Genomic DNA, 26942 nt, shown 5'->3' with positions numbered 1-26942 from the left:
TGCGGTGCGCGAAAGCAGCATAAATACCTGCATCAAAAAACTGCACGACCTCATAGCTCGGGGTGGAAGCCCCGAGAGTCCTCCCAGTGTAGAACAATTGCCCCCAATTGTTCCGTGTGCGAACCCCAACAATCCAGCGTCCGTCACCACCCATTCCAAGCTTAAACAGTTCGAAACCAACCTCGCGTCGGCACCTTGCGAGACGGAACAGTTGGGGACAACTGTTCTACTCTGACCTTGCTCCGTCGCCTCTTCCAAAACGACGTTTCGGGAGAGATCGAGCGATGCCGTTCAAGCAAACATGTCCGTCACGATTCGTGAGGGCTGGGTGACGTTGGACAATCGTTGCGGCAGGCCCTGGCTCATGTAAGTCAGTTTGTGGTGATCGATGCCCAGCAGATGCTGAAGCGTTGCATGCAAGTCGTGAGGTGAAACCTTGTTCTCGACCGCCTCATATCCGATGTCGTCGGTGTGCCCGATCGAAACGCCGGGTTTGATTCCGCCGCCCGCAAACCACATTGTGAAAGCGCCAGGATTGTGGTCGCGACCGATCAATTTCATCTCACGACCGCCGCGATTCTCTCGCATCGGCGTTCGTCCAAACTCACCGCCCCAGACTACCAACGTGTCTTCCAACAGGCCACGTTGATCCAAGTCTTTCAGCAGCGCCGTCATTGGCTGGTCGACTTCACGGCAACGATCGTGGAACCCTTTGTTTATCGCTTCGTTGGCTCCGGCACCGTGTGAGTCCCAACCCCAGTGGAAAAGTTGAATGAAACGCACGTCGCGTTCCGCCAACCGGCGAGCGAGCAAACAATTGTTCGCAAACGATTCTTCGCCTGGCTTGGTACCGTACATCGCATGAACGTCGGCGGTTTCCTGAGTCAGATCAAATGCTTCGGTCGCACTGGTTTGCATCCGGAACGCCATTTCATACTGAGAAATTCGCGTCAGCACCTCGGCGTCGCCGGTTTGCTCAAACGTTTCTCGATTGAGCTTCGCCAACGTATCCAAAGCACGACGACGCTGGATGCGACTGACGCCTTCTGGGTTGGAAAGGTACAAAACCGGATCGCCTTTGCTGCGGCACTGGACGCCCTGATGGACGGAAGGCAGAAACCCCGATCCCCAAACACTCTTCCCGGCGGACGGTGTTTTGCCGCCGGAAACCAGGACCACAAACCCGGGCAGGTTCTGGTTCTCACTGCCGAGGCCATACATCGTCCACGCACCAAAGGACGCCGAGCCAAGATTCTGACTGCCGGTGTGCAACAGCAACTGCGCCGGAGCGTGATTGAACTGGGTCGTGTGCAACGATTTGACGAAGCAGACTTTGTCGACCACCGATTGGAAGTGCGGCAAACGATCGGAAACCCAAGCCCCACTTTCACCATGCTGGGCGAATGGAAACTGCGGTCCCAGCATTTTGGGCACGCCTTGGATGAACGCGAAACGCTTTCCTTCCAAGAAGCTGGCCGGCGTGTCTTTCCCATCCAGTTGCTGTAAGTCGGGTTTGTAGTCAAACAATTCCAACTGGCTCGGTCCGCCCGCCATGTGCAGGAAGATCACACGTTTGGCTTTGGGTGGGAAATGTGGAGCCAACATCGGTACCGCGTCACTGGTTTGCGCAGCCTCACCGTGGACCGAGTTGGCTTGGCTGCCCAGCCACATCCCTGCCAAACCAAGCGAACAGTTTTGCAGAAAGTGTCGCCGCGTTTGCCATTGCAACAAACCAAGACGCACGGAGTCGTTGAGAGGATTCATTTGGTCAGTGCTTTGTCGAGGTTCAAAATGGTGCTGGCCACAATCGCGAGCGCGTTCTGGTCCACGTTGAGTTTGCCGTCGTCTTGTGGAACGCCACTGGTTTCATCCAAGTCGTCGTAGAGTGCCTTCAATTCATGAAGTTCCCATTCCGTCGGTTGGCTTTGTGTGACCAGCACGAACATGCGAGCGATTTGTGATTCGATCGGAGTGATGGTGCCCTGGGTGTCAACCGCGGCGGTTTGTTCGACCAAAGCCTTCCCGCATTCGGCGTAAACGGGATCGTTCAGCGTCACCAAGGCTTGCAGCGGCGTGTTGGTCGCGATTCGCCGTGGTGCACACAGATCCCGCGTGGGTGAATCAAAGGTCAAGAAACTCGGGTAGGGACTCGTCCGTCGCCAGTACGTGTAGAGCGCCCGTCGATAACGCTCGGGACCGGTCGCGGTTTTCCAAGACGCCCCGCTGTAAACGGTCTGCCAAACACCATCGGGTTGAGGCGGCATGACGGACGGGCCACCGATTTGCTCAGTCAACAATCCTGACACAGCCAACGCTTGATCACGAACCATTTCGGCAGTCAATCGCGTTCGCGGCCCGCGAGCCAACCACTGATTTCGCGGATCGGCCTGCTGCAGTTCTTCGCTGACGTGATGCGTTTGACGATAAGTCGATGACAACACCAACTCACGCAAGAACGGTTTCAAGTGCCAACGGTGTTCGTCTCGCAATTGCAGGGCGAGGTGATCGAGCAACTGCGGATGGGTCGGCTGCAGACCGCTGGATCCAAAGTCCTCTTGTGTTTCCACCAATCCGATTCCAAACAACTGAGCCCACACTCGATTGGCCCACACTCGCGGGGTCAGCGGGTTGTCATTGGAAACCAACCATTGCGCCAGTTCCAAGCGACTGTTCACGTCCGAGGGACGCACCGATGTGCCTTGGGTGAAGGCCACTGGAATGGCCGGATCGACCTTCTCGCCGCGTTCCATCCAGTTGCCACGGACGAACACGCGTGTTTCTCGTGCTGCCTCAGCCGGACGATTGAAAACGATCGGCAACTTGGGGCCTTTAACCTGCGACGCTTCCTTGCGGGCTTGCGCGAGCGAATCGGTGAGCTGCTTCCACTGGTCGCTTTCGAGCAACTGGTTAGCTTCCACCTCCGTGGTCGCGAACCATTCCAATCGACGGATCGGTGTTGCCAGATTTCCGGTCGTCGAGTGCGACTGACGCATGGTCAATCGCAGCGTTTTGATTGACTTCTCATTCAGCGATTCCCACGAACTCGGATCTCGCATCACAAACACGGTTTGCCGCGGTCCCGTCAGCTTCGGGTATTCGCCGGCTCCCGACGCGTTGCCGCGAAGAGCATCGTCTGGATCCGTGCTGCCGGTGATCGCATCGGCGATGACACCCGCCCACGCGACCGGAGTGGCGTTGCCCTCGGCATCGATCCACTCAGCGGTGAGTTCGCTGAGCACGGAACCTTGCTCAGGCCACTGCGCCGGATCATCACTGAGCGGCAAGATATCCAACTTCATCGCCGACAACGGTTGCTCACCCAATTGAGTTTGCAAGTCTTCGAGGTTCAACTCGACGGTGTACTTCGTCCCGGGCGGGAAGGTACCGCCATCGGTCACGATCTGATTGTCGAACTGTTTCAGTTTGCCGTCGGTGGTTTTGAACGAAGCCGGAGTCAGCGATTGCCAGTTTGCTGCATGAGCGACATCCCATCCGACCGCGTTGCGTTGATGACGCAGCTCTTCGGCTCGTCGCTGCACATCAATGGCATGTTCCAATTGTGATCGATCGTTGGGAACACGAATCGTCGGATACTCATCCGGCAGATCCACATCCATCGTGTCGTTGAACATCGCCAACGAGGCGTAGTACTCGTCGTGTTCGATCGGGTCGTATGGATGCGAGTGACACTGGACGCATCCAAAGGTGCTGGCCTGCCACACCGTCCAAGTCGTGTTGACGCGGTCGATCAACGCAGCAATGCGGAACTCCTCGTCGTCGGTCCCGCCTTCGGTGTTGGTTTGCGTGTTGCGATGAAACGCGGTTGCGATCCAGTCTCCCGCCATCGCGTCTTCGAGCAAATCGCCAGCCAATTGCTTGATCGTGAATTCGTCGTAGGGCATGTCAGCGTTGAAGGCCTGGATCAACCAATCTCGGTAAGGCCACATGTCGCGGTGGGGATCTTTTTCAAACCCCATCGAGTCGGCGTAGCGAGCGAGGTCCATCCAAACGGACGCCCAACGTTCGCCAAAGTGAGACTCGGCCAACATCATGTCGACCTCCGCTGCATAGACCGCTTCTTTCTCACTGGTTAACGAGACTGATTCCAGCTTGGAAAGAAACTCGGTGAGTTGGTCTTCCGACGGCGGCATCCCAATCAAATCAAACGAAGCGCGCCGCAGCCATTGTTCGGCGGGTGCTTCCTCGCTTGGTGTCAGATTTTTAGCTTGCAAGTTTGCCAGCACGATTTGATCAAGCGGCTGCGTTCCCCACTTGCTTTCAGCTGAGTGCTTTGTCTTCAATTCGGCAGGCGATGAGGCTAGCCCCAGCGGCGTGAGTGCCCACATGTTTTGCCACTGGGCTCCTTCGGCAATCCAGCGACGCAGCAACTCGATGTCTTCCGGCGACAACGGGTCGGGATGCTCATCCGGCGGCGGCATGCGAATGTCGGCGTCGTCGGTCGTGATGCGTTCAATCAAGATCGATGCGTCGGGGTCGCCCGGCTCGACAATCCATCCGTCCGGCGGCAGCACTTGCTCGGGATAGATGAACGAGACGTCGCCGGCTTGCTTCACCCCGCCGTGGCACGAAGTGCAATTCGCGACGAGAATCGGGCGAATCTGCGAATTGAAATCAACCGGAGATTCGCCACCGCTTGATTGACCATTCGCGGTGGCAGGCTCCGCGGCACACGTCGACCGAGGCTTGAAAGAATTCAAACAGAGGCAGCCTAGCAGCACCATCGAAGTGATTTGAACGGTGCTTCCAGCGATAAGCCACGGGCGGGCGCCAGTCCTGAGACTGAAAAACAGACGGACCAATGCATTCCCGCCGGATGGCGACGGAAAGCGGGTGAAGAGAGATGGCATGGAGGGAGTCGAGGTGGGTTTCTGGGTTGGATCAGAACCTCTGTATTATAACGGCGTCAGGAGTTCTTTCAGCGGAGTATGCGCGTTTCACACAAACACCTGTGAAACAGCGTCTCAGCCCACCTCACATCAAAACACACAATCCTGGCAAAACAGGCAGACGCAGGCGAGTTTTCCGAAAGCGTTGGGCCTGACGATTTTTCTGATTTTGACGTTTTTGGATGCAGTATCTCAACAATCGGGGTCGATACGAGTGGTGAGCCGGTGATTCTCGACCGACGGCGCGACGTGACATGCACTTGTCCGTCTGCCCAACGGGGTCGAGCCTCACCTCCCCCCCGACTCCAGCATTGATGGGTGACGCCCGTGTCAAAACGTCTGTTTTACTTCTGTATCGTTGGGACGCTTGCCGTGATGGCAGCCCCTTTGCATGCACAAACCAATTCAACTCGGTCGAGCCAATCCGGTTCGGTTCGCAACGCGAGCTATATAGAGCAGAACGCTCGAGCATCGTGGCAGCCAGTCCGAGACCTCTCGCAAAAAACGGCCTCGAAGTCGACCAACGCGAATCGCCCGCAGTCGGCGAATGTTCGCTTGGTAGACCACACGTCATCCTTGCCTTCTCCGCCCATGCCGCCTTCGATCAACCCGATCATTGAAGAAGGCCCGATCACTCATTCGATGCCACTGGACGGCCAGGTCATCTACGACCCGATGCTGGACGGCGGTTGCGACTCCATGCCCATGGGAAGCTGCGGTTGCGGCGACCACGGATGCGACGGTGGTTGCGGTGCGGTCAGCTACGGCGGATGCGACGGCATCGGTTGCGGCAGTGGCGTTTGCCACAACGGCGACCCAATGTGCGGCGAATACAACGACTGCGACGTGATGCGACCTTGCGTGACGCTTTGCTGGCCACAGGACGGCTGGTTCTCGGCTGAGTACCTGCTGTGGTGGCAAGACGGCATGGCGTTGCCACCGTTGGTGTCCACCGATGTGCTGCCATCGCAACGTTTCCCGAATGATCCGGGTCGTGTGCTGTACGGCGGCCAAGATGTCTTGACCGACAACATGGACGGATTGCGTCTGAAGTTTGGATTCTGGTTGGACAAGTGCCACACCTGGGGTATTGGAGCTGAAGGTTTCGGAATCGGGGAAGAAACCGACAGCTATCGTGCCAGTGGTGCTGACTCGCAATTCTTGGGTCGCCCATTCATCAACGTGGCCAACGGCAGCGTCGAAGACCAACAACAAGTCGCCTTCCCCAACCAACTCGCAGGAACGGTCGCCGTCGATGTCGACAGTCGCTTGCGTGGATGGGGAATCAACCTGCGTCACCTTCGCCGCAGCGAAACCAGCTGCAGCCAAGGCGTCTTCTGTGGTTGCCCCGAACACACCTGCGAACGATTTGAATACCTGGTCGGATTCCGCCAAGTCGAACTGCGTGAAGGCGTTCGCATCACGGAAGACTTGGCCAGCATCCCAACGGCTCCTGACACCACCGTGTTGCAGTACGACATCTTCGATGACTTCCGCACTCGCAACCAATTCAACGGCTTGGACTTGGGTTGGATGTACAAACGAACCCGAGGCTACTGGACGTTCGACGCTTTGATTCGCTTGGGCGTTGGCAACACTCGTCAACGAGTCTCGATCGACGGTGAAACATCCATCGATGGCGGTGCGGCTGAAAAAGGCGGTCTGCTGGCTCAGAACTCGAACATTGGCGAGTACAGCCGGGACGAATTCTCAGTCCTGCCACAACTCGACCTGACACTGGGTTACCAAGTCACCGAGCAACTGCGAGCCACCTTCGGATACACGTTCCTTTACTGGTCCAACGTGGTGCGACCTGGCGATCACATCGACCGCCGCGTCGACACGGCTCAATTGCCCAACGGCACGACTCCAGCAACACCTGTTCTGGCTGACTACCCCGCTTTTGAATTCGACAACACCGATTACTGGGCCCAAGGCATCAGCTTCGGCGGCGAGTATCGCTGGTAGGGGAAAACGTGGAGAGGTTTGGCAAGGCCTGCTGATTTGACCGGGAATCCTGAATGGGCTGCCGGAAGGAACAATTCGAAAATTTCAGCTGACTCGCAATGAATCAGCTGACGCGAATGAAGCAAACATGCCGATTACACCGAAACCGAGGGATTCGGAGCGGTGAAGGATGAAACCATTCTCCGGGTGAGAACATCCAACCATCACCCAGCAACGAGCCAGTCGCGTCATCCCCATGATGCTCGCGTGACAGGCTCCGGAGACGCACGCTCCCCCAACTAAGACAACAGTTTCCAGGGAATTGGACATGATCTTCCAACGCATGATCGACCGTCTGACCGGTCAAAGCCGTCGCACCCAAACATCTGATCAAGCGAAATCCAGCCGTCGTGGTCGCCGAGGACAACGCCGCCTTCGACTGGAATCCCTACAAAAACGGGAACTGATGGCAAGCGATTTGGCCGCCATCAGCGGCATCGCCTACATCGACAGCGATGGCAGCGGAACGATGGATGGCGGCGAACCAGCCATCGAGGGTGCGTTGATCACCTTGTACCGCGACGCCAACTCCAACGGAACCTTGGACATCGGAACTGACGTTGTCGAGGGTACCGTCACGACGGTCGCCGACGGAGCGTACCGCTTCACCAACCTGGATGGTTCCGATGCGAGCGGCACAACAGCCACCGGTGTGTACTTCCTGACGCAAGAAGACGCGCCGGGTGGGGCCGACCTCAGCGGATTGGTTTTCCCCGACACCGCAACCTTGACCATCACCGATGACACCGGTGTCACCGCCGCAACCATCGATGCGTTCTCGATCGACCAACCATCCCAACCGATCACCGAAACCGTGGCCGGTAGCACCACCACCAGCAGCAGTGGTGCGTTGACCTCCGGCGGCGATGTCATCGGTGACGAACGAGATGTGGAAATTTTTCTCGCTGCTAGAACGAGTGGTGACAGTCAATTCAGTATTGTTACGGGGTCCAGCGAGTTGGTCTTCAGCAACGGTGGCGACGTCACTGCGACGCTACTTGTGCAATACGATGGTGTCGATGCGGATGGTGGCGGACTTGCCCTCGATGCGACCGGTCTAGGCGGAGAGGACTTGTCGAACTCCGATTCAGCCGCCGGCATTGTACTGTCTGTACGAAGCGACCAAGTGGTGACCGACGGCATTGAAGTCCGTGTCTACACTGATGCAGCCAACTACTCGACCGCGACGCTGAACCTGCCCAGCAACATCGGCGGTCCGGCTCAAGAACTCTTCGTGCCATTCAGTTCGTTCTCCGATGTCGGCACCGGTGCTGACTTCGGTAATGTTGGTGCCATCGAAGTCTTCGTCGATGCAGTCGGCAGCAACGGCGGTGCAGGTGCATCGAGTTTGGACTTGTTCGTTTCTGTTTTGGAATCACAGAGCAGCAATGAGAACGTGCTGAACCTGGCCAGCATCCAGCCCATGGAATTGGGCGGTGAAATCTTCATCGATGACGGTGGCGGGTCCAACCAAACCAATCAAAACAACGGCACACGCGACGCTGGCGAACCCGATTTCCCCAACCCAGGTGTGGGCAATGAAATCGTGGTGGAACTCTACGCTTTGAGCGGACCAGGTGACACGGTCGATGCCGGCGACACTCCGATCGCAACGACCACGGTCGCCGGTGGAGCCACATCAGGTGCCTACACCTTCACCACGCTGACCAGCGGCGATCCACTTGGCCCCGGCACCTACGCCGTTGTGATTCCTGAATCGGAATTCGCAACCGGCCAACCACTCTTTGGACACTCCGGCAGTGGCACCGCAGCAGCGGACACTGACCTGAACGCCAACGATGATAACGACGGCACCTTTGTCGATGGAATCGGCTTGGTGAGCGGTGCGATCACCCTGGAAGTCAACGGCGAACCCACCACGGACGGAACCGACAACAATACCAACTCAACTGTCGACTTCGGTGTGGTTCCCAACACCGACTTGCGAATCACAAAATCATTGGTGACCGCATCATCGAACTTGATCGCGGGCGGCACCGCGGTCTTCGACTTGGTGATTGAAAACTTGGGTCCATTGGATGCAACCGATGTCAGCGTGGATGACTTCATCCCCGAAGGCCTGACCTTCGATCGAATCGAAGACAGTGGCGGTGGAGCCGTTGCCACCACTACGACGACCGAAGTGGGTGGTGCAGGTCGTGAGATCCGAACGTTTAGCATCGGAGCCTTGGCCGCATCTGGATCGGTCACCTACCGAGTCTTCACCGATATCGACACCGATGTGTCAGCGGACCCTGAAAATGAAGCTCACGTCAGTGGTTTCCAAGTCGAAGTCGACAACGACCCGACCAACCCGGTTGACTCCGATCCACTGTTGAACAACGTTTCGTTGGCGAACGCGGATGTTCCCATCGCAACTTTGAGCGTGACCAAAACGGACAACTTGGCGACCGTTACGGCGGGTAACCAACTGACCTATCAAATCACGGTCACCAACACCAGCACCGACAACGCCATCAACGTGACCGCACTGGACACGCTGCCAACCGGAGTAACGTTTGTTTCGGCCAGCTTCACTGACGGTTCGGGTTCGGTCAGCGAAGTGACCGCAGGCCCTGACATCGGCAAGATTCAGATGGTGCTGGGCGATTTGGCAGCCGGCGAAGACGAAACGATCGAGATCATTGTCACGGTCGATGCAACAATCGCCGACGGTGATTCGCCACTGGACAACTCGGTCACCGCAACGGCCGACAACGCACCCGATGTAACAACCAACGACACAACCGCCGTCGTCCGCGAAGTCGATGTGACGGTCGCGAAAACGGTCATCGAAACTCGGATTCCCGATGATCGCACCGATGGCGATGACGCTGATGACATCATCGACAGCACTTCGCCATTCCAAGTTGTGGCGGGCGGCTTTGTGACCTATCAGGTCGTCGTCAGCAACGCTGGACCATCCGAAGCTCGCGGTGTTGAAGTCGTCGACATTTTGGATGATGGACTGTCTTTGGTCGCTGGCAGCTTTGACGCGGGAACATCAGGGGTGACCGTGGTCCAAACGGGTCAAACGTTGACCTTCACGGTTCCCGATATGGACACGAGCGAATCATTGACGTTTGAATTCGAAGTCGGCATCGCCTCGGACGAATTCGATGTGATCGCCAACACGGCGACGGTCAGCACGACCGATCCTGAATCAGATTCGAACAACAACACCTCCACCGTCAACATCGATCCGGACGCCCGAATCGACTTGATTCTTGAGAAAACGGCAGCAGAAGCCACCGTGGTTCCCGGTGCGGACACCGTCACCTACACCTTCACGGTATCGCATGACGACGACAGCATCTCCGATGCGATCAACTCTCGGGTCACCGACACGTTGCCCGCAGGATTGTCCAACGTCGTGATTACGGCCGCTGGTTCTTCGACCTCCAACTTCAACACCACCACACGACTGCTCGAAGTCGAATACGCTTCGATCCCAGTCGGCACAACGCGGACCTTCACGGTCACCGCCGATGTGGATCCGACCGTGACAACTGACCTGGTCAACTCCGCAGCCGTTGCCGTTCCTGGCGTGACCGAACTGGACAGCACCAATAACACCGACACCGTCACCGTGGGTGTGACTCCCGAGTTCGACCTGACAATTGCAAAGACCGTCCAGGGCGGTGCCACAACATTCGGCCCCGATGACACTGTGACGTTCAACATTGTCGTTTCGCATGACACCGATGACGACGGAACCGAAGCCGACAATGGCGAAAGCCCATCGACAGCAACGGGTGCCATCGTGACTGACACGTTACCCGCTGGTTTGACATTTGCTTCGGCGACTTCCGGTGGTGCCACGGTGACTCCCACCAGCACAACCAACGGTGTGATCGTCTTCCCTGAGTTTGACCTTGCCCCGGGCACCTCTCGAACACTGACGATCACCGCGACGGTTGATGACGATGCCTCCGGATCGATCACGAACAATGTTTCGATCGCAACGGATACCGGAGAGACTCAAACCGACAACAACTCGGCATCCGTCCCGGTCACCGTTGTTCCTGAAGCCAACGTCCGGGTCACTAAAACAGTTGACGTGTCCACTGCTCAAGCCGGTGCAGAACTGACTTACACCGTGATCGTCTTCAACGATGGGCCTTCGCCGGCAGCAGCCGTGACAGCGGTCGATACGCTGCCAGCGGGATTGACCTTCGTTAGCGGGACGGGACCAAGTGGAGCTTTGTCAGCGACAGGGCAAACGGTCACAGTCAATGGTGGCACCATTGCCTCGGGCAGCTCATTCCAGTTCACCATCGTGGCCTCGGTCAACGATGGGGTAACGGCAGACCAGATTAACAACGTGACGGTCTCCACCACCACGGCAGAAACCAACACCACTGACAACACCGCTTCGGCAACCACAGCCATTGATCAAGCGATCAACGAGATCTCCGGCAATGTCTACCGCGACGCCAACCGAAACGGTGTCCGGGATGCGGGTGAAGTGGGTTACGAAGGTGTTCAGCTGCAACTGACCGGCACGTTGTCTGACGGAAGCACGTTCACTCCCGTCACCGTGACCACCGACGCCAATGGCGAGTACCTGTTCGAAGACTTGCTGCCCGGCAAATACCAAGTGACTCGATTGTCACTGCCAAGCGGCACAAGCGACGGACCTGAATTCCCAAGCACCGCAGAAGGAGCCTTGGGCAACGGCGAAAGCATCGATGACATTGATGTCGGTGGTGGTGCTAACCCAACCGTTGTTCCGTTGACCGACTTCACGGTCGTCGACAACAGCAAACGCAGCTTCCTGGCATCGTTCATGCAAACGCCAGGCATTCAGAACCGTCCGACGGATCGCTGATCCGAAGGACTGAAGCGAACTCGCGACAACAAATCGATGCCGGGCAACGGGGAGCCGGTGGAACGTTCGGATCGATTTCGTGAGTCAAGCCCGGCCTTTTTCGGGGGGAAAAGGTCGGGCTTTTTCATGCGCTGACAGCTAGTTGGAAGGAATGTCGCCGGAACGAGTTCCCAGGTCGGGTCGATGCATCTCCGCTCGCCCGTAGGCCAGGTCCCAACCTGGCACTCGAGCCGATGCTTTGGCACCAAGCGAGGCCTTACCACGTCTCAACGTTCCATCCGCGTGGCCGTTCATCCGGCCGCCCGTAATCGCCAGATAGAACTGGCGTCTCATCAAAGCGAACCGGTTTCACGCTTCTCGGCCAGGACCGATCGCTATTTGAACCGCGTTTGGTCTTGACGCGATGGACATAGATTGACGATCCGTTCGGTTGGACACGCCAAAATCTTGAGCGAATCCGATCTAGAACGGAAAAAAAATGCCAGCCCCGACCAACCAACCAATCGCAACGCACCTCTCGCGGTTCTGCAGCCACCACCTGTTTTGCAATTCACTCATCGCAACATTGATTCTGTTGTTGAGTTTATTCTGTGAAACACAAAGCGCGCACGCGCAGCAATATGCGGTTGTCCCGGTCAATGGAAACGCACTCGATCCGTACGCCACCGCGGCCTACAACAGCGGAACGCAGGGCGGAGGTTTCTTGGCTGGATTCCCAAATCAGTCCTTTCCGCCCACGTTGTTCACAACCAATGCGGCGACCCAAGATCGATTTTGGTTGCGCACGGACTACATCCGATGGATGGCCGATGGCATGGAGACGCCGGCCTTGGTGACCACCAGCCCCGACGGAACGGCCCAAGCTGATGCCGGTGTTTTGGGACTGGCAACCACCACTACTTTGTACGGTGGCGAGATCAACGACGACAGCACCAACGGAATTCGATTCCGCGGTGGTTTCTTCGTCACCCCAGCATCAGCGTTTGGAATCGAAGGCGAATACTTTCGAATTGGATCCAACGATTCCGGTTTCAGTCGCGATGGTGGAACGCAAATCCTGGCTCGTCCGTTTTACCGAACCGACACCGACATCGAAACAGCTCAGCTGATCAACTCCCCCACCGTGGTCGATGGCAATTTGTCGATCGGTGCCAGCTCCAAACTCAATTCGTACTTGGTCAATGGTCGTGTTGCACTTTGTCCGACTTGCGGTGGCAACTGTGTGACTTGCCGCAACACCGATCGAGTCGATTGGTTGGTCGGGTACCGACGCATCGAACTGGATGAAGCCCTGACTTTTTCCGAAACGCTGGACTCGCAACTGACCGCAGCCCCCGGAACAATCGTTCTGAACGAAGCGTTTCGAACCAGCAACGAATTTGATGGGCTGCAACTCGGAGTGGTCTACCAAGCCAATCTGAAACGCATCTGGCTCGAGAGCCTTTTGCGAGTCGCGGTCGGCTCGACCAAGCAAACGGTTTCGATCAACGGGAACACGTCGATCACTGAATCGGGTGTGACGGACAACTATGCCGGTGGACTCTATGCCCAACGCGACAATTCAGGCACCTTCAGTCGCGACGAGTTCACGATGGTTCCCGAAATCGGATTCACACTCGGAGTTCACTTGACGAGTTGCTTGGACGCGACGGTCGGCTACACACTGCTGTACTTACCCAACGTCGTACGACCAGGCGATCAAATCGACCGCGATGTCGATCCCGACCTGTTGGCTCCACCGGGAATCGTGACGTCTCCTTCGCGACCTGAATTTCGATTCATTCAAAACGACTATGTGGCTCACGGGCTGAGCTTCGGTGGTCAGTTGCGATTTTAACAAACGGAACCCAAAGGCCGGTCGGCTACACTGAGTGAAATCCTCCCCATCGATTTCAAGACAGCAGTGATGAGCCATGCCCCATCGGAACGAATCGGTCGCCTTTGTCACTGCTAGCGTCGCGGCCCTTCTGCTGCTCGCGACCCTTGGTTGCAACAAGACCGATGTTCCCGACAAAAAGGCCGCCAATCAGTCGCTTCCAAACGCAGCGACCGATGATGTCGACGTGAATGTTGAAGTCTCAAAAGACATCCATTCAGACGCCGCTTCGGAACCTTCGCTGCAACATGCTCAGCGTCTTCTCGCGTCGGGCAATTCGTCCGAGGCCTTGCGAGAACTTCACTCGCTGCTGCTGAAACAACCCGATCAGCTGGACGTGATCGCGTTGACAGCTCAAACCGAACGATCGCTTGGCAATATGGATTCCGCGATCGCCTTGCTGGATGAGTCCGCAGCACGTTTGCCAGAACATGAACGAACGCTGCTATCCAACTCGGCAGCGTGGTCAGCTGAAACGGGCGACTACGAAGCTGCCATCACGCGCTATCAAAAACTGTTGAATTCCGAACCCGCCGACGTCAACTCGCTGCGATCGATCGCGGCGTTGCAAAACAAAATCGGCCATCGATTCGAAGCGAACGAACACCTTCGGCGTCTGACGCAGCTTTCGCCCATGACGACGGTCGAATTGCTCTGCTTGGTCAATCCAGGACAACAAATCCATGACAGCCAACAATCCAGAGCGAAGCCGAGCCAGAAAGCACTGGCGGTCGCCTACGAAAACCTGGATGAAAACCGATTCCAACGTGCACTCGAGACCTTAGAAGACTCGTCTACTTTCATCGAACAAGACCCGGCTTTGCTGGCGTTGCGAGTCAGAATTTTGACCGAGATGGGGCGATTGGACGAAGCGACCAGCGCATTTGCAGATGCAACCGAACAATGCCGAGCATTCCCCGACTACTGGATCGCAGAAGGAATCTGGCATCAAGCCAATCGCGATTTGGATGCGGCCATCCAAGCCTTTCAGAAAGCGGTTGAACTAGAAACTCTTCACCAAGCGGCGCTCCGACGACTCGCGGCGGCCCTTCAAAGCAATGGTTCTGACGACGAAGCCTCACGAGTCAGCGAACGGGCCCAACTGGCCAAGGATCTTTCTGAACTGGCAACTTCCACTGTGAACAGTCAAGGCAACGTGGGCCGATCATGCCAAATTCTATCTCAACAGTTGCAGCAGATCGGATTGCCATTTCAATCGTTGGCGTGGCGATTCAATGCCATCGCCTACACCACACCGCAGCAAGCTCGGGTGGATCAACATCTCGTTTCGTTGTCGCGTCTCAAACAGTCTCTCAATTCTCCGGAAACGCAACTTGCGCAACGCATCGGACTACCTCCGGCCGAACCATCCAGCACCGATTGGGTTTCGTTAGCCGCATCGCGTGACATGACGATCGAGCCAAATCGAATTGCCGAACAAGAAACCTCGTCTACGCAGCAATCCATTCAACCACACTTCGAAAATATCGCTTCACGAGTTGGCTTGAATTTTCAATATCGCAATGCATCACCGCCAGTCGAGAAGAACTTCCTCCTGCACCAACCGCTCGGATCAGGCCTCGCGTGCTTCGACTACGACCTTGATGGACGCACGGACGTTTACGCTGCCCAAGGTGACGGTGATGCGATCGAACCTGGAATGTCTTCCAACTACTTGGCTCGTCATCTTGGCAATTCATTCATCGATGTTACCACTTTCGCGGAAGTGGATGACCGCGGTTACTCGATGTCATTGACGGCCGGCGATATCAACCAAGACGGATTCGCGGATTTGGTGGTTGGCAACATGGGTCGCAACAGCCTCTTCCTCAACCAAGGTGACGGTACGTTTCGATCCATCAGTGTCGACAACAGTTGGGAGGCTGGACACTACACGACGGGACTGGCGATCGCTGACGTAACCGGCGATTCATTGCCAGACATCATTGAAATCAACTATGTCGATGACCAACGAATCTTCGATCCAATTCAGTTCGACTCCAATGGGCAACCCATCCGCCTTCCTGGCCCGATGCAGTTCTCCGCGGCAGAAGACCGAGTCTTCGTGAGTCATCCAGACGGATCATTCGAAGGCCAATCCATTCGGGAACTCGCTGCCTCTTCGACCGACGCACACCGAGGCATGGGGCTGGTCGTCGGTGACTTCGATGCTGATGGCGACAACGAAATGTTCGTCGCAAATGACCAAACGCAAAATCAACTCTGGGATCGAACCTCAAGCGGCTTTCACGACGATGCCGACAAATCGCTTCGCCCAATTTTTCAGGACATCGGAACCCTCAGCGGTGTGGCGTACGGAGTGACCGGTCAACCTCTCGCGAGCATGGGAATTGCTGCAGGTGACTTCGATGGCAATCAGACACTCGACTTTCATGTCACCAACTTTGACGACGAGTTGTCCAATCTTTACCTGCAACAATCCGATCACCTCTATTCAGATGGCGTTTTCTCGACCGGATTGGACGAGCATTCGCGAACGATGCTTGGCTTCGGAACCCAGGCGATCGACTTCGAAAATGACGGTGATTGGGATCTCGTGATTGCCAATGGCGACATCGAGGATCGCCGTCCTACAAAACCCATGTTCCAAATGCCAACCCAGTTGCTGGTGAACCAAAATCAACGGTGGGTCTCCACGTCTCCCGAAGACTCGACCGGCTATTTTGCTCGTGAACACCTAGCACGTTCTGTCGCTCGCTTCGACTGGAACCAAGATGGCCTGATGGATCTCTTGGTTGGTGATTTGGTGGAACCATTGGCGTTGCTCGAAAACCAAACGAACACCGATCATCGTTGGCTGCAACTCAAACTCATCGGAACGCAAACGGAACGAGATGCGATTGGTACCAGAGTGCATTTCCATCTCGACAACACCAAACTGCTGCGCACCGTGCAAACCGGCGATGGCTACATGAGTCGAAACGAAGATCTCATTTCCATCGGTATCCCTGCTGACCAAACTCTACACCGGATCGAAATCGTTTGGCCAAGCGGCTCACGCCAGTCATTCGAAAACGTCAGTGTGGAACGCCGAGGGTTGATCGTCGAAAACCAACCACAAATTCACTGGCTGCATTTTGCACCCACAATTCCGAATTCCCAACTCTTGCCAGCATCTTTGATCAGCGATTAGGCTTGAATGGTGTTGATCCTTTCCCCCCACTTTGAGTTTATCCATGAAAGCTGCAAAAACCTTCTTCGCTTTGTTCGTGTTGGCGGGCTCACTTTCGGTTGTCGGTTGCGCTCCCGACAACAGCACCACTCAAATCGAACCACCAGCTGAGTTCAGCTACGACGACAGCGCCTACGAGCAAGAGATGGACAGCGCCACGGAAGCCCAGAAAGAATAAAAATTTAAGAAATTTTCTCGCAACCCAGCATCGCTTTGATGTTGGGTTTTTTTGTGCCATATCACGCAGTTGGAACCACGAACGATTCCATTCAGCGCAATTCTCAAGCGGCGTTACACCCTTCAAAGCCCTGATTTTCGCTGGCAAAAATCACATTTCTAGTGTTTTTCACAACTGGGACACCCCCCGCCGTCAAGAACAACGGCACCCTCCCGTCGGCATCTCCTCAGCCACCCGGAAAACGCGTTCTGCCACCAGGAGCACCGCTGCGCTTCAGATTACGCGGTACAATCCCCCTTAAGTCCTCCATACCTTTCGTCCGTAACAGTATGTAGGTGTTGGCATTCGTTTTCATCAAACCCCAACGCCTGTTTCTCTTTCTTCTTCTCAATATCTATCTTAGGAGTGCGAAATGGTTCGCAATCGAACAAGAGCTTCCGGCTTCACGCTCGTTGAGCTGCTGGTTGTCATCGCCATCATTGGTGTCCTCGTTGGGCTGCTCTTGCCCGCCGTCCAAGCTGCTCGCGAAGCAGCCCGCCGCATGCAATGCAGCAACAACTTCAAACAAATTGGATTGGGCATCCACAACTACCACTCGGCCTACAACGCTTTGCCACAACAGGCTGGCGGCACGTATGTCGATGGTGACCCGGGTGGTTCAGGTCCAGGGGTAACGAACAACAAATTTCGTTTGAGCTGGCTTCCCGCTTTGCTTCCATTCGTGGAGCAACAAGGTTTGTGGGAGCAAATCAGTAACCCCTACAACTTGGACATGAACGGCAACGCGATTAATCCAGGTTTCCCACCCATGGGTCCTGCACCTTGGGGCGGGGCTTACCGTCCTTGGTTCACCGAAGTGGGAACGTTCCGTTGCCCAAGCGATCCAGGCCGTGGTGCACCAGCTCACGGTCGTACCAACTACGCCGCCTGCATCGGTGACAGCACTGACTGGGTCAACCACGGCTACATGCGTCACAACAACGGGCGTTGGGAACTCACCCCAAACAATGGGCAAAGCGCCAACGCTAGCAACCGTGGCTTCTTCTATCATCGCCGACAGTTGAAATTCCGTGACGTTTTGGACGGTTTGTCCAACACGATTGCCTGTGGCGAAATCGCCACCGACCTTGGTGACAACGCCATCTCGACGAACGCACGCTACGGTGTGGGCTGGGGAACGATTCACAACAACCCAGCTCACTGCCGTGACCAAGCTGGTTGGATCGATCCGGCACGTCCGCAGTTCTGGGATCCCGATGCCGCCGGAACGGGCAACAATGGCCTACGTACCGGTAACGCTGACTGGAAACGTGGCTTCCGCTGGATGGACACTCCGATCATCTACACCGGATTCAATTGTATCCTGCCACCCAACTCTGAAGTTTGCTTTGGTGGCGCTGGTGACTTCGACACCGGTGCATGCCCACCAAGTAGTCGCCACCAAGGCGGCGTGCACGTGCTGATGGGCGATGGGGCCGTCAAGTTTGTGACAGACTCGATCGACGCTGGCAACATTCGCAACGGAGTTGTGATGCGGGGTGCAACCGGCAACCGTGCTCCTGGGTCGGCGAGCCCCTATGGTTTGTGGGGTGCACTCAGCACACGTGGCATGAAAGAAGTCGTCAACATCGACGATCTCTAGGATACGGCTACTGAGTGGATCCCTCCGCTCTGGTTCAATCCTGACGAAAACTGCAAACGGGCTCCGAATTTCATTCGGGGCCCGTTTTTTTTATGTTTCGATCTTTGATTTGAACCTCGGCACCCGGTTCTGCTGTAGTTTCATTCAAGACCATTTTCGCAACGCTTTCTTCGACGCCCTCATGAAACCCGGTGGCAGCTTTCTTTTCGTCCTCGTGCTCCTATGGTCGGCCGGTTGCCGCCCCAGTCCACAAAACAGCGACACGTCGTCGAACACGAACTCCGAAACCAACGAGACGATCTCGCCAACCGACCAACTGTCTGCTAGCGACTCTTTGGTCGATGGCGAAGTGGATGCTGACCGCTTTCGTCGACAAGTTGCGAGCGCCGTTGCGAAACGCGACCTCCAAACACTGCGTTCCCTCTCGCGTCAAATGATGCTCACGTCCAGTGGAGACAGCAAATCGTACGAAATACTCGGGGATGCGTTCAAAACTCTGGGATCGATCGAAGATGCCATTGGAATGTTTGACATGGCAATCGAGTCAGCGGACGCGCCATCGGCCGACTTATTCGAGAAGACCGGACACGCCTACATGACACAGGGGCGAACATTCGACACGATCGAATTGATGAAGCGATGCGTTCGATTACACCCCAATGACGCTGGTCGACGGGTTTCTTTGATTGGGTTGATGATCAGCCAAGCTTTGGAACGCGATGCGGTGGTTCATTTGCGGTATCTCATCCAGAGAGGACAAGCGGGAATCTCCGAACTGGTCATCGCCAGCGATTCTTCGCGACCGCAGGCCGATGAGCAGATGTGTGAACAAGCGTTGAAGCTCAATCCTTCCGACTTGCGGCCTCAATACGCGATGACTCGGTTTGACGCTTACAACCACCGCTGGTCAGAGGTCCTCGAACAGCTGAAACCGGTCGTCGATCGACACCCCGAATTCATTCCCGCCTGGGCTTTTCTGACTCGCGCGGCGGTCGAGGAAAACGACGTCGACACACTCGAGCGAATTGCGAACCGTGAATTCGCGGACGAATACGAATCGCACCCTCAGATTTGGATCGCTCGCGGCGTTTGGGCCGACCAAAACGGCGACACTTCGCTGGCGGTGGCATCGTTCGCTGAAGCGGTTCGGCTCGATCCAAATCATCACGAGGCTTTGACAAAACTCACCACCGCATTGGCTGCGTCAGGAGATCTCGAATTGAGCCAGAAAGCCGCTGTCAGGGCTGGGCGCGTCAACGAACTTCGAGATGCCATCGACGGCTTCCTCAGTTGGCGTCGCAATTCTCAGAGACTGGCTGTGGTCGTGGCTGAGAAACTTCAACAACTCGGGCGGCATTGGGAAGCCGTGGTTTGGTTGCGAGCGGCTTTCACGTTGTCACAAGACCCCGCCGAAAATCTCAAAGAATCTTACGCGACCGCTCGAGGCAAACTGACGGGCAAGACACCATGGCAAACGTTCGATTCGCAGTGGTTGCCGGCGAAGTCCGAAACGCGGGAGCAGATGATGGCGACTGCCAACCGTGGATGGTTCCGTCGCTCCTCCGACACCAACGACACAACCAAACTCACATTAGGCCCCGAAAAACGACCGCCACCAACTCGATCCATCAAGGATCGCGGATATCGGTTGATCGATGAAGCGGCCGCCAGAGGCCTAAACCACACCGTTGGCCTGCAACGACCGCGAACCGAAGATGGTTTGTGGCTGTGGCAATCAGGGCTAGGAGGTGCCGGTGTGCTTGATCTGGATCTGGATGGTTGGCCCGATCTCCACCTGACCGCGTCAGGCGGGAAAGATGGCGGAGGCCCCGGATCACGCGACAACCAACCCAACACGACCGCTCGAAACTTAGACGGTCAGTTTGTTGATGTCTCGAATGCCAGTGGACTGGCCGATCCGGGGTTCACACAAGGCGTCGGCATTGGCGACTTCAACGCCGATGGATTTCCCGATTGCCTGATTGCGAATATTGGAATCAACACGCTGTATCGAAACAACGGAGACGGAACCTTCACCAACGTCACTGAGTGGATGTTCGACAATCCGGAAGAAGCGTTCTCAGCGGACGGAACAGCAACGACGGCGGTCGGAACCGACTCCCGCAACACTTGGACGTCATCTGTTGCGATGGCCGACATTGACCAAGACGGCTTGTCTGATCTGATCGAAATCAATTACTGCGGCGGCCCAACTCCGTATCAACAACGGTGTCTCGACGCGATCATCAAGAAGTATCGATCGTGCCAACCGATCACGCTTCCAGCGGAACGTGATCGGGTTCATCGGAACCGCGGTGCGATCAAAACTTCGTCTCTTTTTGAAGACCAAACGGATCAATGGTTTGCCAGCAGTGACCCAGGTCGCGGTCTCGGAATTCTGGTCGGACAAATCGATGGCATGGAAGGCTTGGATCTCTATGTTTCCAACGACATGACTGCGAATCATTTCTGGCGTTTTGAAGCCGCCACTCGATCACTCAAAGAGCAAGCCACCATTCGGGGAGTCGCATTCAACCACCAGTCCGCTGCCGAAGCATCCATGGGAATCGCAGCAACGGATGCAGATGGAGACCTCGACCTGGATCTGTTTGTCACCCACTTCACCGATGAATCGAACACGTTTTACGAACAAGTCCGTCCGGGCCTGTTCCAAGACACAACGAACTCGGTCAACCTGGGCGCATCGAGCCGCGACTTATTGGGATTTGGAACTCAATTCCTTGATTTAGATGGCGACGCGATCGATGAGCTGGTCGTCGCCAACGGTCACATTGATGAATTCAGGCACAAAGACCTCCAGTACGAGATGCCTGCTCAGCTATACGCTATCGATAGCGAAAACAAATGGCAGTGGGTTCGCGACTCAGCGATTGGTCCCTACTTCAAAGAACCACGAATGGGACGGGCGATGGCGACAATGGATGCCAACCGAGACGGGCAAACGGACTTGGTCGTCACCGACCTGTTCCGCCCCACCGCATTGTTGATCAACCAAACACCCCGTACGACCGATTCATTGTCGGTGCGTGTTGTCGGCGTTCGATCCGAACGGGATGCCATCGGAACAACAATCTTGGCGACGACCAGCAGCGGCGTCCAAATGCGGCAGCGGATGGCCGGATCTGGCTATCAAAGTTCGAACGAACCGGTCCTTTCCTTTGCCATCCCCGAAGGGGATTCAGAGGTGGAGTTGGAAGTGCGGTGGCCAAGCGGCACCCAGCAGAACATCACCGTTTCGTTGCCTCAGCAAGAACTGCTATTGATTGAACCTGCTAGTGGCGACTGATCCAAACTCGCAGATTCCGCGAGCAAACCAAGCCTCCAAAGAACAACCAGACCATCACTCCCACTGATCAGCACTCAGTTCCATCCAGCGTTCTTCGGCTTCGCCCAATTCCGATTCAATCTCTTTCATTTGATCGTGCAAGCGAACGGCTTCGTCTGGATCCGTTTCCGTCAATAGTTTCTTGTTCAGATCCTTTTTCTCGTCATCCAACTTGGCGATCTTCCGCTCGAGATTCTTGACCTCTTTCTCACGCTTCCGCTGATCTTTCTGGTCTTGCCGCGAATCACCGCTGCCCTTTGCCGCTCCCGTTTTAGGAGCCGTGCCGGACGCTTTCGCGTTTGCGTTGCGAACTCGCTCACCCTCGTCAATCTCTTTTTCGACGGCTTCGCAATAGGTCTCATAACTACCGAAGTAGTTCCGAACCCGGCGGTCTCTTACCTCGATCACATTGGTTGCCACTTCGGCCATGAAGTGACGATCGTGACTGGTGAAAATCACCGTGCCCTTGTACAGCTTCAACGCGTCCGCGAGAGCTTCGACCGTTTCGACATCCAAGTGGTTACCCGGCTCGTCGAGAACCAATACGTTCGCGGTCCCCAGCAACAGGCTCGCCATACAAACGCGAGCACGTTCACCCCCGGAAAGAACCTTGATCTTCTTTTGAATATGTTCGTCGCGAAACAACAACGCACCGGCCATCGCCAAAACATCTTGACGAGTGGTTTCTGGATCGGACGCGTACTCGAGATGCTCGAGGATTGTTTGCCGCTCGTCCAAAGTCGTGTACACGTGCTGGGCATAGGTCCCGATCTCGATGCCATGGCCCCATTTCATTGAACCTTCGATGGGCTCGAGAGAATGCACCAGCGTCCGCAGCATCGTTGTCTTGCCCTGACCGTTGTCTCCAACGATCGCGGCGCGCTGACCGTGCTCGATTTCCAACGAGATGTCTTCGGCGACGACGTGTCCCGGGTACCCGATCGCCAGCCCTTCGCATCGAACGGCGGTTCCTTGCCGAGGCTGAACGCGTGGCGCGCGAATGTTGACGGTTGGTTCGTCACCCACAATTTCAGTGGTCTGCAATCGCTCAAGTTGCTTTGCCTTGCTACGGGCTTGGCTTGCCGTGGAAGCATTGGCTCGGTTCTTGTCGATGAACCGCTGCAGTTGTTTTTGCTTGGCCACCACCGTCGCGTTCACACGTTTTTCGTGCTCGCGTCGCTCCTCGCGATATTCCAGGAATTCTTGGATCTTGCCGGGGAACATCGTCAACTGTCCACGGGAAAGCTCCAACGTCTGGCTGCACGTCGCTTTCAGAAATGCTCGGTCGTGGCTGACAATTAAAGCGGCTTTGCCAAAATCACGCAGAAAGTGTTCCAGCAGGATCTGAGTCCGCAAATCCAAGAAGTTCGTGGGTTCGTCCAACATCAGCAGATTGGGATCATGCAGCAACAAAGCCGCCAACTTCACTCGGGTTTGCCAACCGCCCGAAAGGGCTTTCACTGGCCCCTCTAAATAGTCGCCTTTCAGCTCGAATTGGCCGGCAACCTGACCGCAACGCCAATCGGGTTCGCCGCTATCTCGCATCAGAAAATCGAGTGCCGATTCGCCTTCATGAAACGGGTCATGCTGACGCAGATAACCGATCCGCAGATTGGGGTGGTGAATCACCTCACCCTTTTCGACTTCCTCTTCGCCCAACAGGATTCGCAACAGCGTCGATTTGCCGGCCCCGTTTCGCCCCACGAAGCCCACCTTCACGTCGTCAACCAAAGACACGTTGGCGCCGTTGAGCAAGACTTGGTCGCCGAACCGTTTCTCGGCGTCTCGGAGCTGAATTAAAACGGCCATTCTGAGTAAATTTCTAAAACTGAAAGTGGTGCAAACAAAGACAAGCGGGCGGGAAAAACGTTCCCAAAACCTCATCGTCTCGTCAAACGTACCGATAACCGCGGAAAAGTTCACCCGGTCGTCCTACCCACCCCGGGATTGGTTCCGTACAGTAGACTCAGACGCGGCATCAGCACCCCGATCGGAAGCGTGCTTTTGACGTTTCTCCCACCTTCCACGTTTCCTTCCTCCTTTGCGATCCGCTTGGCGACGGCGGTTCGTTGCGGGACTCATGAATAGCTATTCGTTGGACTACATCGACGATTTGTACGTGCAATATGTGCGTGATCCGTCGAGCGTTTCGGAAACCTGGCGTCAATACTTCGAGCAGTTCCTGGTCGGGGCTGGTGCGCGGACCAATGCTGCACCTGCTGCCAGCCAAACGGCTTCGCAGGATGGTGCAACCGCCAATGGCAAAACCTCGGGCGCACGTTCCGTCGTTGAGCCCGCATTTGCATCCGGCCAACCCGGCAGCGCCGAAGACACGTCACAGCGTCCAGGCTCCACCGGCGATCAAAATGTCGACCAAGCCCTGTGGCTGGCTCGGATCCAAGATCGAGTGGACCAATTGGTTCGCGAATATCGCGTCCGTGGTCACTTGGTCGCGACCCTGGACCCGCTTGGGTTGTTCGAACACACCTGCCCGGAACTGTCGCCGCGAAGCCATGGGCTGAGCAAGCAGGACCTGGCTCGTCCTTTTGATAGCAGCATTCTCGAAAACGTCTCGGGCAGCACGCTCGACGTCATTCTGAACAAACTGCAGTCCACTTACTGCCGCAGTATCGGTGCGCAGTTCATGCACATCGACAATCGCAACATTCGCGATTGGCTGCAGCGTCGAATGGAAACGACGGAAAACCGTTTGGACCTGTCGCACGAAGTCCAACGACGGATCTACACACGACTGGCCGATGCGACGATCTTCGAAGAATTTGTTCGCCGGAAATTCGTCGGTGCCAAAACCTTCTCGCTCGAAGGTGCCGAAAGCCTGATTCCTCTGATTGACCTGGCGCTTGAAAAAGCGGGCCAGCATCAAGTCAAAGAGGTCGTCATGGCGATGGCACACCGTGGACGCCTCAACGTGATGGCGAACATCCTCAAGAAGCGGGCGATGAACATCTTTTGGTCGTTTGACGATCCAACGCCTGAACTCAGCCGCGGTGGCGGTGACGTTCGTTATCACCTCGGGTACAGCAGCGATTGGAAAACCGCATCCGGTGATCGCCTGCACATCTCGCTGTGCTTCAACCCCAGCCACCTTGAGTACGTCAACACGGTCGCTCTGGGACGCACACGCTGCAAACAAGACAATCGCGGCGACGTGGATCGACAAGACGTCATGACGGTATTGATTCACGGCGACGCCGCTTTTGCCGGCGAAGGCGTGGTTCAAGAAACGCTCAACCTCAGCGAACTGAAGGGTTACCGCACCGGCGGCACCCTGCACGTCGTGATCAACAACCAAGTCGGTTTCACCACCGAACCGGATGAAGGCCGCAGCACGACGTACGCGACCGACATCGCGAAAATGCTGCAAATTCCGATTTTCCACGTCAACGGCGAAGACCCCGAAGCGGTCGCTCAAGTCGTCTCGTTGGCGATGGATTTCCGCAAAGAATTTCATCGTGACGTTGTTATCGATTTGTACGCCTATCGCCGTTGGGGACACAACGAAGGTGACGAACCGCGTTTCACCCAACCTCAGATGTACGCCGAAATCGATCGTCGCCCCGGTGTGCGACAACAGTATCTCAATCGCCTGCTGAAACTCGGAAAGATCACCGAGGCCGAGGCCGATGAGATCAGCCGTGATCGGACGGAGAAACTCGAGAGCGAATTCGAAGCGAGCAAGCACGAATCGTTTGTTCCCGACACGCAAACGCTCGCCGCGAACTGGATGGAATACTTCGGCGGGCCCGAGCCGGCCGACGAAGTCGACACAACCATGCCGGTCACGCGACTGAGCGAGTTGATTGATTCGCTGACCCGTCTGCCTGAAGGGTTCGCGCCGCACAAAAAGCTCAAACGACCGATGCAACAGCGTCGCGAAATGGCAAGCGGCGAACGACCGTTGGACTGGGCCACCGCCGAAGCTGCCGCCTTTGCATCGTTGCTCGACGCGGGCCACCCAATCCGATTGACGGGCCAGGATTGCGAGCGTGGTACGTTCAGCCACCGCCATGCGGTGTTGCACGACATGCGCGACGGAAACGAATACTGTCCGCTGAAAAATCTCCACGAAAACCAAGCTCGCCTGGAACTATACAACAGCCCATTGAGCGAAGCCGGAGTGCTCGGGTTTGAGTACGGCTACTCACTGGACTGCCCCAGCGGTCTGTGCATGTGGGAAGCTCAGTTTGGTGACTTCTGGAACGCTGCTCAGGTGATTGTGGACCAGTTCATCGCGAGTGCCGAAGACAAGTGGAATCGCTTGTCCGGCTTGGTCATGCTTCTGCCTCACGGCTTCGAAGGCCAAGGCCCCGAACACTGCAGCGCTCGAGTCGAACGTTTCCTGGCAATGGCGGCCGAAGACAACATCCAAATCTGCCAGCCGACCACGCCAGCCCAATACTTCCACCTGCTTCGCCGACAAGTCATCCGCAAATGGCGCAAGCCTTTGATCGTGCTGACGCCAAAAAGTTTGCTACGGCACGCGGAAGTCACCAGCCCATTGGATGTCGTTGCGGAAGGCAGCTTCCGAAAGATCCTGCCGGATCGCAAAGTTCCACTCGAAGGTGCCAAACGGCTGGTTTTGTGCACCGGAAAGGTCTACTACGACCTGCTGCAAGAACGCACGGATCGAAACATCGAAGACGTTCCGATCATGCGTCTGGAACAGCTCTACCCGCTGTCGCCCGATGAAATCTTTGCCGCGTTCGAAGGTCTCGCCGAAGGTTCCGAAATCCGTTGGGTCCAAGAAGAGCCCGAAAACATGGGCGCGTGGCCGTACTTGAAACTCAAGATCGGCGACGAACTCAACAAGCGTTTCCGGTTCACCAAAGCAACTCGTGCGGAATCGGCCAGCCCCAGCACCGGTTCAATGGCGGCTCACAAATTGGAGCAAATCGATCTGCTTAAAGCCGCCTTCGAAGGCATCAACTGAGCGAGCAAACG

The 26942-nt window shown here is 56.1% G+C and carries 12 protein-coding genes; 8 read left to right on the top strand and 4 right to left on the bottom strand.

The genetic code is table 11. From position 1 onward, the window contains the following. Nucleotides 1–291: 291 nt before the first annotated feature. Complete coding sequence (locus tag RE6C_RS25165) at nt 292–1764, bottom strand: DUF1501 domain-containing protein (RefSeq protein WP_008661171.1); 1473 nt, start codon at nt 1762–1764, stop codon at nt 292–294. Continuing rightward, nucleotides 1761–4718 (bottom strand): PSD1 and planctomycete cytochrome C domain-containing protein, encoded by a 2958-nt coding sequence (locus RE6C_RS25160; protein ID WP_236618516.1) that lies wholly within the window; start codon nt 4716–4718, stop codon nt 1761–1763. The genes RE6C_RS25165 and RE6C_RS25160 overlap by 4 nt, the downstream gene beginning before the upstream one ends. A gap of 516 nt (nt 4719–5234) precedes the next feature. On the opposite strand from RE6C_RS25160, the gene RE6C_RS25155 reads away from it, so the two are divergent. Both RE6C_RS25155 and RE6C_RS25145 read left to right on the top strand, forming a co-directional pair. Further along, a complete protein-coding gene (locus RE6C_RS25155; protein WP_008661165.1) occupies nt 5235–6875 on the top strand; it encodes a BBP7 family outer membrane beta-barrel protein in 1641 nt (546 codons plus the stop codon). Nucleotides 6876–7182: 307 nt separating this feature from the next. Further along, nucleotides 7183–11745, top strand: coding sequence for a beta strand repeat-containing protein (locus tag RE6C_RS25145; RefSeq protein WP_008661163.1), 4563 nt, complete (start codon nt 7183–7185; stop codon nt 11743–11745). Nucleotides 11746–11883: 138 nt separating this feature from the next. On the opposite strand, the gene RE6C_RS25140 is transcribed toward RE6C_RS25145, so the two are convergent. Further along, entirely contained in the window at nt 11884–12078 is a 195-nt protein-coding gene (locus RE6C_RS25140) for a hypothetical protein (RefSeq protein WP_039963381.1), read from the bottom strand. Nucleotides 12079–12223: 145 nt separating this feature from the next. Between RE6C_RS25140 and RE6C_RS25135 the strand changes: the two genes are divergently transcribed. From RE6C_RS25135 to RE6C_RS25115, 5 genes are all read left to right on the top strand, one after another. Beyond that, complete coding sequence (locus tag RE6C_RS25135) at nt 12224–13582, top strand: BBP7 family outer membrane beta-barrel protein (protein WP_008661161.1); 1359 nt, start codon at nt 12224–12226, stop codon at nt 13580–13582. Nucleotides 13583–13658: 76 nt separating this feature from the next. Further along, a complete protein-coding gene (locus RE6C_RS25130) occupies nt 13659–16775 on the top strand; it encodes a CRTAC1 family protein (protein WP_008661160.1) in 3117 nt (1038 codons plus the stop codon). Between the two features lie 43 nt (nt 16776–16818). Next, nucleotides 16819–16992, top strand: coding sequence for a hypothetical protein (locus RE6C_RS32555; protein WP_008661158.1), 174 nt, complete (start codon nt 16819–16821; stop codon nt 16990–16992). 412 nt (nt 16993–17404) lie between these two features. Continuing rightward, nucleotides 17405–18634 (top strand): DUF1559 domain-containing protein, encoded by a 1230-nt coding sequence (locus RE6C_RS25120; protein ID WP_008661157.1) that lies wholly within the window; start codon nt 17405–17407, stop codon nt 18632–18634. A 181-nt stretch (nt 18635–18815) separates the two neighbouring features. Next, nucleotides 18816–21941, top strand: coding sequence for an FG-GAP-like repeat-containing protein (locus tag RE6C_RS25115; protein WP_008661155.1), 3126 nt, complete (start codon nt 18816–18818; stop codon nt 21939–21941). A 54-nt stretch (nt 21942–21995) separates the two neighbouring features. Here the strand turns inward: RE6C_RS25115 and RE6C_RS25110 are convergent, their stop codons facing one another. Continuing rightward, on the bottom strand, nt 21996–23789 hold the full coding sequence (locus tag RE6C_RS25110) for an ABC-F family ATP-binding cassette domain-containing protein (protein ID WP_008661153.1): 1794 nt from the start codon (nt 23787–23789) through the stop codon (nt 21996–21998). Nucleotides 23790–24060: 271 nt separating this feature from the next. On the opposite strand from RE6C_RS25110, the gene RE6C_RS25105 reads away from it, so the two are divergent. Continuing rightward, nucleotides 24061–26931, top strand: a complete 2871-nt coding sequence (locus tag RE6C_RS25105) for a 2-oxoglutarate dehydrogenase E1 component (RefSeq protein ID WP_008661152.1) — start codon at nt 24061–24063, stop codon at nt 26929–26931. The last annotated feature ends 11 nt before the right edge of the window (nt 26932–26942 follow it).

The organism is Rhodopirellula europaea 6C, from assembly GCF_000338295.1.
GTDB lineage: Bacteria > Planctomycetota > Planctomycetia > Pirellulales > Pirellulaceae > Rhodopirellula > Rhodopirellula europaea.
Note: the sequence above shows the minus strand (reverse complement) of the source record. Positions and strands in the feature narration are given on the sequence as shown.

Bases quoted from the DNA above. Each gene is read 5' to 3' on its own strand.
- RE6C_RS25130 (WP_008661160.1), top strand. From the start codon at position 13,659: ATGCCCCATCGGAACGAATCGGTCGCCTTTGTCACTGCTAGCGTCGCG.
- RE6C_RS25140 (WP_039963381.1), bottom strand. From the start codon at position 12,078: ATGAGACGCCAGTTCTATCTGGCGATTACGGGCGGCCGGATGAACGGC.
- RE6C_RS25115 (WP_008661155.1), top strand. From the start codon at position 18,816: ATGAAACCCGGTGGCAGCTTTCTTTTCGTCCTCGTGCTCCTATGGTCG.
- RE6C_RS25110 (WP_008661153.1), bottom strand. From the start codon at position 23,789: ATGGCCGTTTTAATTCAGCTCCGAGACGCCGAGAAACGGTTCGGCGAC.
- RE6C_RS25105 (WP_008661152.1), top strand. From the start codon at position 24,061: ATGAATAGCTATTCGTTGGACTACATCGACGATTTGTACGTGCAATAT.
- RE6C_RS25135 (WP_008661161.1), top strand. From the start codon at position 12,224: ATGCCAGCCCCGACCAACCAACCAATCGCAACGCACCTCTCGCGGTTC.
- RE6C_RS25165 (WP_008661171.1), bottom strand. From the start codon at position 1,764: ATGAATCCTCTCAACGACTCCGTGCGTCTTGGTTTGTTGCAATGGCAA.
- RE6C_RS25120 (WP_008661157.1), top strand. From the start codon at position 17,405: ATGGTTCGCAATCGAACAAGAGCTTCCGGCTTCACGCTCGTTGAGCTG.
- RE6C_RS32555 (WP_008661158.1), top strand. From the start codon at position 16,819: ATGAAAGCTGCAAAAACCTTCTTCGCTTTGTTCGTGTTGGCGGGCTCA.
- RE6C_RS25145 (WP_008661163.1), top strand. From the start codon at position 7,183: ATGATCTTCCAACGCATGATCGACCGTCTGACCGGTCAAAGCCGTCGC.